This window comes from Streptosporangium oxazolinicum, assembly GCF_039537505.1.
In the GTDB taxonomy this organism is placed as follows: Bacteria; Actinomycetota; Actinomycetes; order Streptosporangiales; family Streptosporangiaceae; genus Streptosporangium; species Streptosporangium oxazolinicum.
Genome location: NZ_BAABAQ010000004.1, coordinates 567,824 through 582,003, shown reverse-complemented (window position 1 = coordinate 582,003; position 14,180 = coordinate 567,824). Strand labels below are relative to the sequence as shown.

Here is a 14,180-nt window from a genome sequence, read left to right as displayed (position 1 = left end):
TAGGGTTACGGCGGTTATGGCGAAGGGGAAACACCCGGTTACATTCCGAACCCGGAAGTTAAGCTCTTCAGCGCCGATGGTACTGCACCGGGGACGGTGTGGGAGAGTAGGTCACCGCCGGACAATCTTTCGTGAAGGGCCTCCACCGTTGGTGGGGGCCCTTCGTGCTTTCCCGGACCTGTTGCCCCGGCCCCTGCCGTGGGTCCTGGGTTCTTCCTGGGACCGGTCCCCTCTTCCCAGGGCCCTGTTCCGGGCTTTTCGCGCTGTCCCGGGCGCCCCTGTTTCCGGGCCTTTGGCGTGCTCCCGAACCCCCTCCTGCGGCGTTCTAGGACTCCAGGGCCTCCGACCCCCAGGCTTTCCGGAGGGTTTTTCCGTGGTTGTGGGACCTGCCTTCAAGGTTCCGCCCCAGTATGGCTGGCGTGTTTGGGTTTCTCGGTCTGTGGAGTTTTATGTGTTACGGGGTCCGCGTTGCACCAGCCTTTACGGGCCTGTCTGGGACCCGCCCAGGACGTCAGTAGGCTGGAGACGTGGACTATCGAGCGGTTGAACAAGCGATCATGCAGCGTGGTGTCGAGTGGAACTTCGAGCCCAAGCTCGACAGAATTGCCGCGCTCGTGGATCTGCTCGGCTCTCCGCAGCACTCCTATCCCGTCGTGCACGTGGCCGGTACGAACGGCAAGTCGAGCACGACCCGGATGATCGAAGCACTCCTGCGTGAGCGCAACCTGCGTGTCGGCCGGTTCACCAGCCCCCACCTCGTCTCCATGTGCGAGCGCATCAGTGTGGACGGCGCCCCGCTCAGCGAGGAGCGCTTCGTCGAGGTGTACGAGGACATCGCGCCCTATCTGGGGATGATCGACGCCCAGGGGCGGCGGCTCTCCTTTTTCGAGACCCTCACCGCGATGGCGTTCGCCGCCTTCGCCGACGCTCCCGTGGACGTCGCGGTCATCGAGACGGGGATGGGAGGCATCACCGACGCCACCAATGTCGCCGACGGTGCCGTGGCGGTCATCACGCCCATCTCCCTCGACCATGTCGACTATCTCGGACCTGACGTCGAGACGATCGCAGGGGAGAAGGCCGGCATCATCAAGCCCGGGGCGACCGCGGTGCTCGCGCAGCAGGAGCTTCCCGCGGCCTCGGTGCTGATGAGGCGGGCGGCCGACGTCGGCGCCGCGGTGGCACGCGAGGGGCTGGAGTTCGGCGTCCTGAGCAGGGAGCTCGCCATCGGCGGGCAGTTGATCCGGCTCAAGGGGCTCAAGGGGACGTACGAGGACATCCTGCTCCCCCTGTACGGCGCGCACCAGGCGGGTAACGCGGCCTGCGCGCTGGCCGCGGTGGAGGCGCTGACCGGCGGGGACGAGCCTCTCGACGCGGAGCTGGTGCGGCAGGCGTTCCTGGAGGTGCGCTCGCCCGGCAGGCTCGAGGTGGTCCGCAGGGGGCCCACGGTGGTCGTCGACGCCGCGCACAACCCGGCGGGGATGCAGGCCAGCCTGGACGCCGTACAGGAGTCCTTCGACTTCGCGAAGCTCATCGGCGTGGTGGCGGTCGCCGGGGACAAGGATGTCCAGGGCATCCTGGAGCTGCTGGAACCGATGATGGACGAGATCGTGGTGACCAGGAACTCCTCGCCGAGGTCCATGGACGTGGACGATCTCGCCGCGCTGGCAGAGGAGATCTTCGGGCTTGACCGGGTGCACCAGGTCGAGAGGCTGGACAGCGCGATCGACCGGGCGATCGGCATGGCCGACGCCCTGGGCGAGTTCAGCGGGGCCGGGGTGCTGATCACCGGGTCGGTGGTGACCGCCGGTGACGCGCGTCTCCTGCTCAAGGCGGACGAGGCACGGTGACTCAAGGCGGTGAGGCATGTGGTTGCCTCAGGGCGGCGAGAAGCGAGTGGTGCCTCAAGGCGGACGAGGCGCGGTGAACAAGGGCAGGACGTGCCGAGCGGACAGATCGAGCGGACAAGACGCGGTGAGTAGACAGAACACAGTGAGCGGACAGGACGAAACGAGCCGGCCGGGTACGGCGGGTGGGGCATGGCCGAGGCGACTCTGGAGGAGCGGAAAATGATCACGGTCACTCCGGGGATGAGGCGTCTCTGCGCGAGCGTGCTCGGCATGGAGGCCATAGTCGTTGGTCTGTTCACGCCGGTGGCCATCAACACGCAGGGTGTCGAACCGGCCGTCGCGGCCACCGTCGGCCTCGGCCTGGCGCTCCTCTGCGTGGTGGTGATCGGCCTGCTCAAGCGGCCTTTCGCCTACGTCGTGGGAAGCGTGATCCAGGTGCTCGCCATCGCCTCCGGCCTCATGGTTCCGACCATGTTCTTCCTCGGTGCGGTCTTCGCCGCGCTGTGGATCACGGCGATATTCGTCGCTCGCCGTGTCGAGGGCGTGACTTCTCGCTAAAGTCGGCCAACATGGCCGTCCCTCCCATCCAGCCGACTCGGGCGGTGTCCGCCAGGCCCACGGGCCTGGTGCGCGCACTCCGGGTCTCCCTGATGCTCGACGTCGTCCTCGGACTGCTCGTCGCGGTAGTGCTGCCGCTGGCGATCGTCGCCATTCCCAACACCATCTCGGTGGTCGCCGCCCTCCTGCCGCCGGACATCTCGCAGATAGAGATGATCAGGGCGCACGGGCTGGCGCTTCCCGCGATGGTCCTGACCGTGCCGGTGGCGGCGGTGGCCGTGCACCGGATGAGGGCGGCCCCGATGATGGTCGTGGGGCTGACCCTCCTCGCCTTCGCCGACGCCGCCGGTGGGTACGCCGGGTCCACGGCGCTGGTAGCGGTCCTGCGGGTCCTGCACGGGGTCGGGGCGGGCCTGCTGGTTCCCGCCACCCTGATGGCCGTCTGGGGGCGTTCGGTGCTCCTCAGGGCCGTGTGGGCGGCCGCGCTGACGGCGAGCCTCCTGGCCGCTCAGGCGCTCGCGCTGTGGCCCCTTGACCAGGTCGACTCCTGGCGCGTCACCCTCCAGCCGTACCCGATGCTCACCGGGGTCGCGCTCGCGCTCGCCGCGCTCTATCTGGTGCTGTGGCTGAAGGAGGGAGACGGCGGCTCCGGCCCCGTGCCGGTCGTCGCGGAACGCGGGCGCACGCTGTGGGTGGTCGTGCCCGCCGCGGGCGTCGCGGCCCTCGCTCTGGGCAGCACGTTCGACTGGTCGCCGGATCTGGTGATCCGGGCGGCGCTGGTGTCCGTCCTCGTCCTGCTCGCCCTGGCCTCCTCCAGCGCCTCGAAGGGAGGCGTCGGCCGGGCGCCGGCCTACGCGATGGTCGCGGTCGGCGTCGTCGCCCTGCCGACCGCCGCCCAGATCACCTATGTCGAGCTCGGCGGGCTGGGAGGTCCGGGTCTGTCCGGCCTGTGGCCGGCCTTCGCGATCGCCGCGCTGGTGGGCCTGCTGTCCGCCGCGCTGGTGAACCGGCTGGGCGTCGCGGCCATGCCCATGGTCACCGCGGGCGGGCTCGTGGTGATGGTCGCGGGCCTGTGTGCCGTCCGGCTGTTCCTTCCCGCCCCTGGAGGGCTCCCGCTGATCCTCCCGTTCGTCCTGCTCGCGGGTGGCGCCTCGGTGGCGCTCACCGGCGCGCTGCGCTCCTGCGGCGAGGGGGCCGCGCTCCTGGCGCTGTCGCTGTTCTTCCCCGCGGTGCTCGTGGGCTTCCTGCTGGGCAGTGGCGTCCAGGTCACCCGCCTGGAGGATGCCACGACCCCGCAGGCGCTGGTCGACGGGTTCGTGGACGCCCTGCACCTGTGGGCGCTGATCGGGGGCGGCCTGGTGCTCGTGGTGATCGTGCTCGGTGCCGTCCTGGCCCGCTTCCTGCCCGGCACCCCGGCGAGCGCGCGGGACACCTGGGACACGCGGGATGCCCGGACCGGTACGGACGGCGTCTCGCCCGGGGCGGTTTCCGGCTCCGGGCTGGTGCCCCCTCCCGCCGGGGAGGTCGATCTCGCCGGTGGCGCGTGGCCGGCCGCCACGGCGTCGGGACCTCCCAAGCAGGCCGGACCCTCCGGGCGGTTCGGGCGAGCCGACCGGGACGACCGGGACGGGCAGACCGGACATTCGGTGGTGCGGCCTCGGTCCGAGGCCGGTCCGCAGTCGCGGGTCCGCCCGAATCCCGAGGCCGGGCCCATGGCCGCGACCGGGTCCATGAGCGGGTCCATGGCCGCCACCGGGGGCGGGCAGGGGGCGGGCAAGGGCGGGAGGCCCAGGCCCCGGCACGAGCCCGGTCACGTCCCCGAGCGTGACCCCGAGCCGGAGACGGAGACCGAGCCGGAGAAGGTCGTCGCGCCGCCCGTGGTGGTGCCGCCGCCCGCGCCCTCGCCCGAGGACGGCCCGGGGAACGGGCCCGCGCTCCAGTGACCTCGCCGACCACGGGGAAACGCGCGAAGGACGGTAAACTTCGCGCGTTTACCGCAGTCAGCGACCCATACATGTTCAAAGGAGAACTTCAGTGTCCGAGCGCACCCTTGTCCTGATCAAGCCCGACGGTGTGGCGCGTGGTCTCATCGGCGATGTGATCGCCCGTGTCGAGCGCAAGGGTCTGAAGGTCGTGGCGCTGGAGCTGCGCACCCTGGACGTCGACACCGCCAAGGTGCACTACGCCGAGCACTCCGAGCGGCCGTTCTTCGGCGAGCTGGTGGACTTCATCACCTCCGGCCCGCTGGTCGCGCTGGTGCTCGAGGGGCCGCGCGCCATCGAGGCCTTCCGGGGTCTCGCCGGTCTCACCGACCCCGTCAAGTCCGCACCCGGCACCATCCGCGGCGACCACGCTCTGGAGATCGGCGAGAACGTCGTCCACGGCTCCGACTCCCCCGAGTCCGCCGCGAGGGAGATCAAGATCTTCTTCCCGGATCGCTTCTAGGACGCGCGCTTTCGCCGTGTTTGCCGGGCCTCGCCGTCCTTGTGGACGGCGAGGCCCGCCCTGTTCGGCTAACCCAAGATTTTGCTGCGGCAGGCCGCCTCATTGCGCTCAATGGTGGGTACGTCACGTTACGATTCGAGTGCGTTCCGTAGTTTTCGCCGACGACCTGACGGAAGGAGGCCGGCCTTCCTCATGGGCAGCAATCTCGCTTTTCTGGGCCGTGACATGGCGGTCGACCTCGGCACCGCGAACACCCTGGTGTACGTACGGGGCCGCGGGATCGTGCTCAACGAGCCGTCCGTCGTAGCGATCAACACCGCGACGGGGAAGATCGTGGCCGTTGGTATCGAGGCCAAGCGGATGATAGGCCGTACGCCTGGCAACATCGTGGCCATTCGCCCGCTCAAGGACGGTGTCATCGCCGACTTCGACGTCACCGAGCGCATGCTGCGCTATTTCATCCAGCGGGTGCACAAGCGCCGCCACTTCGCCAAGCCGCGCATCATCATCGCCGTGCCGAGCGGGATCACCGGGGTCGAGCAGCGCGCGGTCAAGGAGGCCGGTTACCAGGCGGGCGCGCGCAGGGTCTACATCGTCGAGGAGCCCATGGCCGCCGCGATCGGCGCCGGGCTCCCCGTGCACGAGCCCACCGGCAACATGGTGATCGACATAGGGGGTGGCACCACCGAGGTGGCGATCATCTCGATGGGCGGTGTGGTCACCAGCCAGTCGATCAGGGTGGGTGGTGACGAGCTCGACCAGGCGATCATCGCCTTCGCCAAGAAGGAGCACTCGCTGATGCTCGGCGAGCGCACCTCCGAGGAGATCAAGATGGCCATCGGTTCCGCGTGCATGCTTCCCGAGGAGAGCCACGCCGAGATTCGGGGCCGTGACCTGGTCAGCGGCCTGCCCAAGACGATCGTGGTGTCGGCCGCGGAGATCCGCAAGGCCATCGAGGAGCCGCTGAACGCGATCGTCGACGCGGTCAAGACCACGCTCGACAGGTGCCCGCCCGAGCTTTCCGGAGACCTGATGGACCGCGGGATCGCTCTCACCGGGGGTGGGGCGCTCCTCAAGGGCATGGACGAGCGGCTGAAGGCCGAGACCGGCATGCCGATCCACCTCGTCGACAACGCCCTCGACTCCGTCGCCCTCGGCTCGGGCAAGTGCGTCGAGGACTTCGACGCTCTGCAGCAGGTCCTGGTCCCCGAGCCGCGGCACTGATGAAGGACACCCGCAGGGCACGGGTCAACCTGGGGCTGCTGCTGGCCGCCGCGCTCGTGCTCGTGACCATCGACCACCGCTCGGTCACGGAATCGCCGTTCGGTCCGCTCAGGACGGCCGGTACGACGCTGTTCGGTGCCGCGGAGAGCGCCGGGGCGGGGTTCGTGCGACCGGTCGGCGAGTTCTTCGAGACGATGGCCGAGGCTCCCTCGGTGCGCGGCCGTCTCGAGAAGCTGCGCGCGGAGAACCAGCGGCTCAGGCACGACCTGGCGGCGCAGAGCCTCGACCGTGGGCGGTCCAGGGAGCTTCGCAGGCTGCTCGGTGTGGCGGGGGTCGGCGGATACAGGATCCTGACTGCCCAGGTGATCGCCCGGCGTGGCGCTCCCGGGTTCGAGGAGGCCGTCGAGCTCGACGTGGGGCGCGCCGACGGGGTGCGCCCGGAGATGACCGTGCTGAACGCCGACGGCCTGGTCGGCAGGGTGGTCCAGGTGGGCCCGTCCACGTCGACGGTGGTCCTGCTCAGTGATCCCGCCTCGGCGGCCGGGGCCAGGCTGGAGGGCAGTAACGAGATCGGCGTGGTGCACGGCGTGGGGGAGAATGGCCGCCTGGTCCGCTTCCGGCTGCTCGACTCGACCGCGCCGATCACCCCCGGCCACCGCATCGTGAGCTTCGGTTCCCAGGGCGGCGCGCCGTACGTGGCGGGGGTGCCGATCGGGGTGGTGGAGCGGGTGGAGGCCACGCCGGGTGAGCTGACCCGGATCGCGTACGCGCGGCCGTCCGCCGATCTCACCGCGCTGGACGTGGTCGGGGTCGTGGTGCAGGCGCCGCGCCGCGATCCGCGGGACGCGGTGCTCCCTCCGGGGCCGCGCAAGACGAAGGTTTCGACGCCGGGGCGGTCCACGCCACGCGTATCCGAGTCCGAGGCGGACGCGGAGTCCGAGCCCGACGCCGAGCCCGGTTCCCGGTCCGGTGCCGACTCCGACTCCGAGTTCAACGCCGAGCCCAACGCCAGGCCCAGGTCCAGGGCTGACTCCAGGTCCAGGGCTGACTCCGGCTCCGGGCCCGGCTCCAGGTCCCGGTCGAGGTCGAGGTCCGGGTCTGACGCAGACTCGGGGTCCGAGCCCAACACCAGGCCCAGATCCAGGTCCGGAGCCAGGGCTGACACCGACTTCGAGCCCGACGCCGAGCCCAGGTCCAGGTCCGGGGCTGACTCCGGCTCCGAGCCCAATGGCGAGTCCAGATCCAGGCCCAGGTCCAGACCTGGCGCCGGTTCCGAGCCCACTGCCGAGTCCAGATCCAGGCCCAGATCCGGGCCTGGCGCCGACTCCGGGGCCGACTCCGAGCGCGGCTCGCGTGAGGCGGAGGCTCCTCGCGGCCGGCGAGAAGGGGCCTGACGGGATGGGCCGCAACGCGATCTTCGTGGTGCTGCTCCTGGGGATCATGATCGTCCAGGTGACCGTCGTCAACAGGCTGCCGCTGCCGGGGCAGGCCGCGCCGGATCTGGTGCTGCTCGCCGTGGTGGGGTACGCGCTGGCGCGCGGGGCCGCCGCGGGGGCTGTCATGGGCTTCGCCGCCGGTCTTGTCAGCGACCTGCTGCCGCCGGCGGCGCACCTGTTCGGGCACAACGCGCTCGTGTTCTGCCTCATCGGTTTCATGGCGGGACGGGCGGTGGAGAGCCAGCCGGGCGCGGGGCCGCTCGTGGCGCTGGTCTGCGCGGTCATCGGTCCCGTGGTCGCCCTGGTGACCGGTGCCCTGGTGGGGGATCCGCGGACCGCTGTGTCCATGCTCACGACGGTGCTGCCGCAGTCGATGGTCTACAACCTGCTCGCCGCGCCCCCCGTGGTGTGGATGGTGCGAAGGATCGTGCGGGGGCCGGAGCCGCGCCTCATCCAGGTGCCCAGGTCCGCCCTGCGGAGTCGCGGATGAGGCCACATGCGCGGCCTCGCCGCGAGGGGAGCGGGGCGTGGGCAGGGGGTTTCTGCGGGGTGTGCGGGGAGGTGCGGACATGGGCCTGATGCGGGGGCGTCTGGTCATGGTGCAGGTGCTGGTGGTGTCGATGCTGGCGTTGCTCGCGGTGCGGCTCTGGCAGGTGCAGGTGGTGCGCGGCAGGGAGTACGTGGAGGCCGCGACCGAGACGCGTACGCGTGACGTCGTCGTCCCCGCGGTGCGCGGGCAGATCCTCGACGCGACGGGCCGTCCGCTGGTGCGCAACCGGACCACGCTGGTGGTCTCGGTCGACCGTACGCGCCTGAACCGGATGGCGGGCAACGGCCAGGAGGTGCTCCAGAGGCTCGCCACCGTGCTCGGCCGCCGTCCCACCGAGCTGCGGGAGCGGATCAGGGCGTGCGGGCCGGGGGTCGCCCGCCCCTGCTGGCCGGGGTCCCCGTACCAGCCGATTCCCATCGACGTCGACGTCACCACGCGTGAGGCCCTGCAGATCCTGGAGCGGCAGGAGGAGTTTCCCGGGGTCACGGCCGAGGTGCAGGCCGTGCGGGAGTATCCGCGCAAGAGCGCGGGCGCGCAGGCGCTCGGCTACCTGCAGCCGATCACGCAGGAGGAGCTGGACAGGCGCGACGGGCTCAGGGCGGCGTTCTCCGGGGTCGACCTGGTGGGCAGGGACGGCCTGGAGGCGGTCTACGACGTGCCGCTGCGGGGGACGCCCGGGATGCGGCGGGTGCAGGTCGACCGGCTCGGCAAGGTCATCGGGGTGGAGCGGCACGTGTCGCCGATCCCGGGTGACACGCTCATCACCAGCATCGACGCCAGGGTGCAGACCCTGGCGGAGAAGGCGCTGGCCGAGGCGATGAAGGGCGCGCCCAAGGCCGACGGGGCGGCGGCGGTGGTGCTGGACGTGAGGACCAGCAGGGTGATCGCGCTGGCCAGCGCGCCGACGTACGATCCGGCGGTCTGGAGCGGGGGCATCTCCGAGGCGGAGTACCAGCGGCTGCTGTCCGGCAAGACGGGTAAGCCGCTGGTGTCGCGGGCGATCAAGGGTGAGTTCGCGCCCGGTTCGACGTTCAAGGTGTCGTCGGTGGCGGCGATGCTCAGGGACGGCTACCCGCTGCACGGCAAGTACGACTGCCCGGGGTCCTTCATGGTGGGCGACCGGCCGTTCAACAACTTCCGCGGCATCGGGCTGGGTGTCCTCGACCTGCACACGGCGCTGGTGAAGTCCTGCGACACGATCTTCTACCGGGCGGCGTACGAGCAGTGGCTGCGCGACGGCGGGCTCAATCCCAAGGGGAGGACGAAAGAGCCGATGGCGAACATGGCGCGCGCCTACGGGTTCGGCCGTCCCACGGGCATCGACCTGCCGGGCGAGTCACCGGGCAGGATCCCCGACCGGGCGTGGAAGAAGGCGCTGTGGGCGGTGACCAAGGAGGACAACTGCAAGCGGGCCAAGACCGGCTATCCGGAGGTGGCCAAGAGCAGTCCCAGCAGGGCCGCCTTCCTCAAGCGGCTGGCGTACGAGAACTGCCTGGAGGGGTTCCAGTGGCGGCCGGGTGACGCCGCCAACTTCTCCATCGGGCAGGGCGACGTGCTGGTGACGCCGCTGCAGCTGGCGGCGGCCTACGCGGCGCTGGTCGGGGACGGCAAACTGCGCAGTCCCAGGGTGGGCTGGGCACTGGTGCGTCCCGACGGCACCAAGGTCAAGAAGATCAAGGTGCCGGTGGTGGGCAGGCTGCCGATCTCGCGGGAGGAGCGGGCCTACATCAAGGGGGCGCTGAGCGAGGTCGCCTCCGACGGCACCGCGGCCGGGGCCTTCTCGGGGTTCCCCATGGACAAGGTCAAGATCGGCGGGAAGACCGGCACCGCCGAGGTCTACGGCAAGACCGACACGTCGTGGTTCGCGTCGTTCGCTCCGACGGACAAGCCGCGGTTCGTGATCGTCGCCATGGTGTCCCAGGGCGGGATGGGCGGTCAGACCGCGGCCCCGGCGGTACGGAAGATCTACGAGGGCATCTACGGGTTCAAGTCGGACGGGAAGCCGTCCGCCTCGGCCCTGCCGGACGGGCGCCCGGCGAGGGCGCTCCCGGTGATCGCCAAGGACGGGACGGTGTCGCGATGACACCCGCGACGACGCTCGCGACGCCGGTGCCGGTGACGGTGTCCGGTACGGCGTTCGCGGTGGGGCTCATGGCGGCATCGGCGGTGACCGCCGCGACGGTGCCGACGGTGACGTCCGCAGGGGAGGCGGCGTGAACCGGGCTGCCGCGCCACCGAGGACGTCCCTGGCCGGGCGGACGGTGGCGGCGGCCTCCACGGTGAACCGGATGGACGGGGTGATGCTGGTCGCCGTCGCCGCGCTGGCGGTGATCGGCACGATGCTGGTCTGGTCGTCGACCAGGACGTGGGCGGCCGGTTCCACCGGGCTGGTCAAGAAGCACATCCTCAACCTCGTCATCGGGGCCGTGCTCGCCGGTACGGCCGCGATGGTGGACCACCGGTCGCTGCGGATGTTCGCGCCGCTGATCTACGGCGCGACGCTGGTCGGGCTGATCCTGGTGATCACGCCGCTCGGCAGCACCGTGAACGGCGCCCACTCGTGGATCATGCTGGGCGGCGGGTTCGCGTTCCAGCCGTCGGAGTTCGCCAAGCTCGGCCTGGTGCTGATGCTCGCCATGCTGATGGCCCACCCCACCCGGGGCACCGACCGGCCGCGCGGTTTCGACGTCGTGATCGCGCTGGTGGTGTCCGCCTTCACCATGGGGCTGGTGATGCTCCAGCCCGACCTGGGCACCACGATGGTCATCGGGGTGATCACGGCCGGCACGATCGTCGTGGCGGGGGTCCGCAAGCGCTGGATCGCCGGGCTCACCCTCAGCGTGATCGGCGCGGGGGTGGCCGCGTGGTTCCTCAACGTGCTGGAGCCGTACCAGATCGCCCGGTTCACCGCGTTCCTCAACCCGGCCAGCGATCCGCGCGGCGTCGGCTACAACAGCACCCAGTCGCTGATCGCGATCGGGTCGGGGGAGGTGTTCGGCAAGGGGCTGTTCGGGGGTGGCCAGACCACCGGCCGTTTCGTGCCCGAGCAGCACACCGACTTCATCTTCACGGTGGCGGGGGAGGAGTTCGGTTTCCTCGGCGCGGTCACCGTGGTGGCGCTGCTCGGGGTGATCCTGGTGCGGGGGGCGCGGATCGCGCGCGAGTGCGACGACAGGTTCGGCGCGCTGATGGCCGGTTCGATCGTGTGCTGGCTGGCCTTCCAGTCGTTCGTCAACATCGGGATGACGATCGGGATCATGCCGATCACCGGTCTTCCCCTGCCGTTCGTCTCCTATGGCGGTACCGCCACCTTCGCCAATATGATCGCTTTTGGTCTGCTCCAGGCGATCCACATGCGTCGGCAGCCGTTCCAGTAACTGGTTTGGTGCCTGTTTTGCCGCTTTTTTCAGCACCTACATGAGAGCGGCCCGCATGTAGGAAACCTCCGATTCTCACTGGCATGGCGTTCGTCAAGCGAACATTCTGGGAACGAAGACGGAACTCGCGATGACGGAGGAACCGTGATCTCTGAGCTCGCCGAGCGGCAACGGGCCCTCGAACTGCTGCGAACCGCGTTTCCCGATTACCGGATCGTGTTCAGCAAGGGGCGCTGGGCCGCGGTGTCGGCGGGCAGCCCGCCGGCGGTGTGGTTCGCCGAGACCCCGAGCAGCCTGTGCGGGCAGCTCTTCCAGGCGCAGCTCCGCAACGGCGGCACGGTCGTGCCCTTCCAGGGCAGCGGCTCGTGACAGAGGCGCCAGGACACCCCCCGGAGCGCCGATGACCCCGGTCTCACGCGGCGGCGACCGCGCCGCGCTGGCGTGCGCGACGATCATCCGCAACCGTACGCTGGCCGGTGTGGTCGGCCCGCCGTCCGCCGCGGTCATCCAGCAGATGGTGGACGAGATCCACGTCTGCTGCCCCCAGCAGACCAGGTTCAAGTGCCGCAGGCTCGCCCACGGCTGGACCGTGGAGGAGGCCATCGACCACTTCCACGCCATGTGCGACAGGGAGGGGATCAAGCGGCGCGGGCTCAGCGAGCGCTCCTGGCGGGAGTGGGAGGCGGGGGCGAGGCCCGACCGCGACTACACGGACCTGCTGTGCAGGCTTTTCCAGACCGGCCCGGTCCAGCTCGGCTTCGCCCAGGACTACACGCCCGAGGAGCTGCGTTCGGCGCCGCCCGCGCCGCCGGTCCTCGACGTGATCACGGTGGCGGCCGACGAGGCCGGCGCGCACGCCGAGCGGGCCGAGGAGAGCGAGCTGGGCGCCGGGGCGCTGGAGCGGCTGCGCACCCAGGTGATCTGGGTCGGCAGGCGCTACGTGTTTGAGGCCCCGCTGCCGCTCTTCGTGGAGATGCGCGAGTTGCAGGAGCGCACCCGCAAGGCGCTGGAGCGGCGCATCCACCCCCGGCAGGCCGGGGAGCTGTACTTCCTCACCGGCGCGCTGTGCGGGCTGATGGCCAACGCCAGCATGGACATGGACCGCCGGGTCCCCGCCGACACCCTCGCCCGAGCCGCCTGGACGTACGGCAAGGTGGCCGGGCACGCGGCGCTGATGGGGTGGGCGCGCGGCATGCAGTCGTCGGTGGCGCTGTGGGACCGCCGTCACGGTGACGCGGCCCGCTACGCGGAGGAGGGCCTGACCCACGTCCGCACCGGCTCGGGAGCCACCCGCCTGCACATGCTGAGGGCCCGCTCGTACGCGCTCCTCGGGCGTCGCGGGGAGGCCTTCGAGGCGCTGCGCGAGGCGGCCGACGCCCGGGTGGCCGGGGGCGGGGGGGACGAGCTGCACGACGAGATCGCCGGGGAGTTCGCGTTCCGCCCGGCCAAGGAGCGCTACTACGCGGCGGTCGCCCAGCTGCAGCTCGGCGCCTCCGCCCCGGCCATCGAGTCGGCGCGCGAGTCGCTGTCCCTGTACGCGTCGGGGGAGCCGGAGAACCGCTCCTACGGGTGCGAGGCCATGGCCAGCGCCCACCTGGCGATCGCCCACCTGATGGAGGACGACACCGCGGGCGCCGAGGACGCCATGGCGCCGATCCTCGCCCTCCCGCCGGAGCGGCGCATCGGCAGCCTGGGCGCCACCCTCGGCGCGAGCCGCGCGCTGCTGGCCGCGCGGCCCGGCGGGGAGCGGATGGCCGGGCAGATCGAGAGTTTCTGCGCCGTCGACCTGCCGAAGCGGGCCAGGGGCGCCATCTCGGACGGGAGGAGTGGACGATGACCATCGCCGCGGAGGGTTCACTCCTCTCACGCGCCGTCGTGGCGCTCGCGGAGTCGGGCCGGCAGACCGGGCTCGACACCGGGGGCGCGACGCTGATGCGCGACTTCGCCAACGCCGTCTACCACCTGGCGGGCGAGAAGGTGGTGGTGCGGCTGACGGAGGCGACCACACCGGGCAGGTACGACCGGCTGGTGACCTCGATCAAGGTCACCCGGTGGCTCGCCGAGCGGGGATTCCCCTCGGTCAGGCCGCTGGAGATCAAGCAGCCGGTCGTCGCGGAGGGCTTCCTGGCGACGTTCTGGCACCACGAGGAGCACATCGGGCCGCCCCCCGACCCGGCGCAGCTGGGGCCGCTGCTGCGACGGCTGCACGATCTGCCGCCCGTCCCGTTCGACCTGCCGACCCACGACCCGTTCGGGGGGGTGCGCCGGGCGATCGACGCGAGCGTCGCGCTGGCCCGCGACGACCGCGACTGGCTGATCGGCCGCTGCGAGGCGCTGGCCGAGGCCTACTACGAGCGGGTGGAGTTCGTCCTGCCGTACGGGCTCGTCCACGCGGACGCCCACCGGGGCAACCTGATCCGCACGCCCGGCGGTTTCCTGCTGTGCGACTGGGACGGGGTGTGCGCGGGGCCCAGGGAGATCGATCTGATCCCGACACTCCAGGGCGGCAGGTTCGGGCTGACCGAACGTCAGCGGGCCAATTTCAGCGAGACCTACGGCTACGACGCGACCGGCTGGGAGGGCTATCCGGTGCTGCGCGACATGCGCGAACTGCAGACTCTCACGGCCGTGCTGCGCAACGCGCACCGTGATCGCACCGCCCGTGAGGAGCTTCGGCACCGGCTCGACTCGCTGCGAGCGGGCGACGACCGCCTGTGGCACCCCCTGTAGGCGGATATTC

13 protein-coding genes and 1 rRNA gene are annotated in these 14,180 nt (G+C 70.9%); all 14 read left to right on the top strand.

Annotation, left to right across the window (positions count from 1 at the left end; genetic code table 11):
• The first annotated feature begins 6 nt into the window (after positions 1-6).
• The 14 genes from rrf to ABD817_RS15415 all read left to right on the top strand — a co-directional run bounded on the left by rrf (position 7) and on the right by ABD817_RS15415 (position 14,170).
• A 5S ribosomal RNA gene (gene rrf, locus ABD817_RS15480) occupies positions 7-123 on the top strand.
• Between the two features lie 434 nt (positions 124-557).
• The gene (locus ABD817_RS15475) at positions 558-1,850 is read left to right on the top strand and encodes a bifunctional folylpolyglutamate synthase/dihydrofolate synthase (RefSeq protein WP_344918602.1); all 1,293 of its coding nucleotides are present in this window, start codon (positions 558-560) and stop codon (positions 1,848-1,850) included.
• Positions 1,851-2,069: 219 nt separating this feature from the next.
• Positions 2,070-2,408, top strand: a complete 339-nt coding sequence (locus ABD817_RS15470) for a DUF4233 domain-containing protein (RefSeq protein WP_344918589.1) — start codon at positions 2,070-2,072, stop codon at positions 2,406-2,408.
• Positions 2,409-2,419: 11 nt separating this feature from the next.
• The gene (locus tag ABD817_RS15465; protein ID WP_344918588.1) at positions 2,420-4,351 is read left to right on the top strand and encodes a hypothetical protein; all 1,932 of its coding nucleotides are present in this window, start codon (positions 2,420-2,422) and stop codon (positions 4,349-4,351) included.
• Between the two features lie 91 nt (positions 4,352-4,442).
• Positions 4,443-4,853 carry a nucleoside-diphosphate kinase gene (gene ndk / locus ABD817_RS15460; protein ID WP_344918587.1) on the top strand — a complete coding sequence of 137 codons (411 nt, stop codon included), beginning with the start codon at positions 4,443-4,445 and terminating at the stop codon, positions 4,851-4,853.
• A 192-nt stretch (positions 4,854-5,045) separates the two neighbouring features.
• Positions 5,046-6,077: a rod shape-determining protein gene (locus tag ABD817_RS15455; protein ID WP_344918586.1), complete on the top strand. Its 1,032-nt coding sequence runs from the start codon at positions 5,046-5,048 to the stop codon at positions 6,075-6,077.
• The gene (gene mreC, locus ABD817_RS15450; RefSeq protein WP_344918585.1) at positions 6,077-7,471 is read left to right on the top strand and encodes a rod shape-determining protein MreC; all 1,395 of its coding nucleotides are present in this window, start codon (positions 6,077-6,079) and stop codon (positions 7,469-7,471) included. The genes ABD817_RS15455 and mreC overlap by 1 nt, the downstream gene beginning before the upstream one ends.
• 4 nt (positions 7,472-7,475) lie before the next feature.
• Positions 7,476-8,003, top strand: coding sequence for a rod shape-determining protein MreD (mreD, locus tag ABD817_RS15445; RefSeq protein ID WP_344918584.1), 528 nt, complete (start codon positions 7,476-7,478; stop codon positions 8,001-8,003).
• Positions 8,004-8,082: 79 nt separating this feature from the next.
• Positions 8,083-10,146, top strand: a complete 2,064-nt coding sequence (mrdA, locus tag ABD817_RS15440; protein WP_344918583.1) for a penicillin-binding protein 2 — start codon at positions 8,083-8,085, stop codon at positions 10,144-10,146.
• Complete coding sequence (locus ABD817_RS15435; protein WP_344918582.1) at positions 10,143-10,280, top strand: hypothetical protein; 138 nt, start codon at positions 10,143-10,145, stop codon at positions 10,278-10,280. Before mrdA ends, ABD817_RS15435 begins: the two co-directional genes overlap by 4 nt.
• A complete protein-coding gene (gene rodA / locus ABD817_RS15430; protein WP_344918581.1) occupies positions 10,277-11,440 on the top strand; it encodes a rod shape-determining protein RodA in 1,164 nt (387 codons plus the stop codon). Before ABD817_RS15435 ends, rodA begins: the two co-directional genes overlap by 4 nt.
• A 144-nt stretch (positions 11,441-11,584) precedes the next feature.
• Positions 11,585-11,809 (top strand): hypothetical protein, encoded by a 225-nt coding sequence (locus tag ABD817_RS15425; protein WP_344918580.1) that lies wholly within the window; start codon positions 11,585-11,587, stop codon positions 11,807-11,809.
• A 31-nt stretch (positions 11,810-11,840) separates the two neighbouring features.
• Positions 11,841-13,277 carry an NsdA family TPR-like regulatory protein gene (locus ABD817_RS15420; protein WP_344918579.1) on the top strand — a complete coding sequence of 479 codons (1,437 nt, stop codon included), beginning with the start codon at positions 11,841-11,843 and terminating at the stop codon, positions 13,275-13,277.
• Entirely contained in the window at positions 13,274-14,170 is an 897-nt protein-coding gene (locus ABD817_RS15415; protein ID WP_344918578.1) for a phosphotransferase family protein, read from the top strand. Before ABD817_RS15420 ends, ABD817_RS15415 begins: the two co-directional genes overlap by 4 nt.
• Positions 14,171-14,180 lie beyond the last annotated feature (10 nt).

Coding starts and splice junctions, on each gene's coding strand:
- ABD817_RS15455 (WP_344918586.1), top strand. CDS start 5,046: ATGGGCAGCAATCTCGCTTTTCTGGGCCGTGACATGGCGGTCGACCTC.
- ABD817_RS15420 (WP_344918579.1), top strand. CDS start 11,841: ATGACCCCGGTCTCACGCGGCGGCGACCGCGCCGCGCTGGCGTGCGCG.
- ABD817_RS15475 (WP_344918602.1), top strand. CDS start 558: ATGCAGCGTGGTGTCGAGTGGAACTTCGAGCCCAAGCTCGACAGAATT.
- ABD817_RS15435 (WP_344918582.1), top strand. CDS start 10,143: ATGACACCCGCGACGACGCTCGCGACGCCGGTGCCGGTGACGGTGTCC.
- mreD (WP_344918584.1), top strand. CDS start 7,476: ATGGGCCGCAACGCGATCTTCGTGGTGCTGCTCCTGGGGATCATGATC.
- mrdA (WP_344918583.1), top strand. CDS start 8,083: ATGGGCCTGATGCGGGGGCGTCTGGTCATGGTGCAGGTGCTGGTGGTG.
- ABD817_RS15415 (WP_344918578.1), top strand. CDS start 13,274: ATGACCATCGCCGCGGAGGGTTCACTCCTCTCACGCGCCGTCGTGGCG.
- mreC (WP_344918585.1), top strand. CDS start 6,077: ATGAAGGACACCCGCAGGGCACGGGTCAACCTGGGGCTGCTGCTGGCC.
- ABD817_RS15470 (WP_344918589.1), top strand. CDS start 2,070: ATGATCACGGTCACTCCGGGGATGAGGCGTCTCTGCGCGAGCGTGCTC.
- ABD817_RS15465 (WP_344918588.1), top strand. CDS start 2,420: ATGGCCGTCCCTCCCATCCAGCCGACTCGGGCGGTGTCCGCCAGGCCC.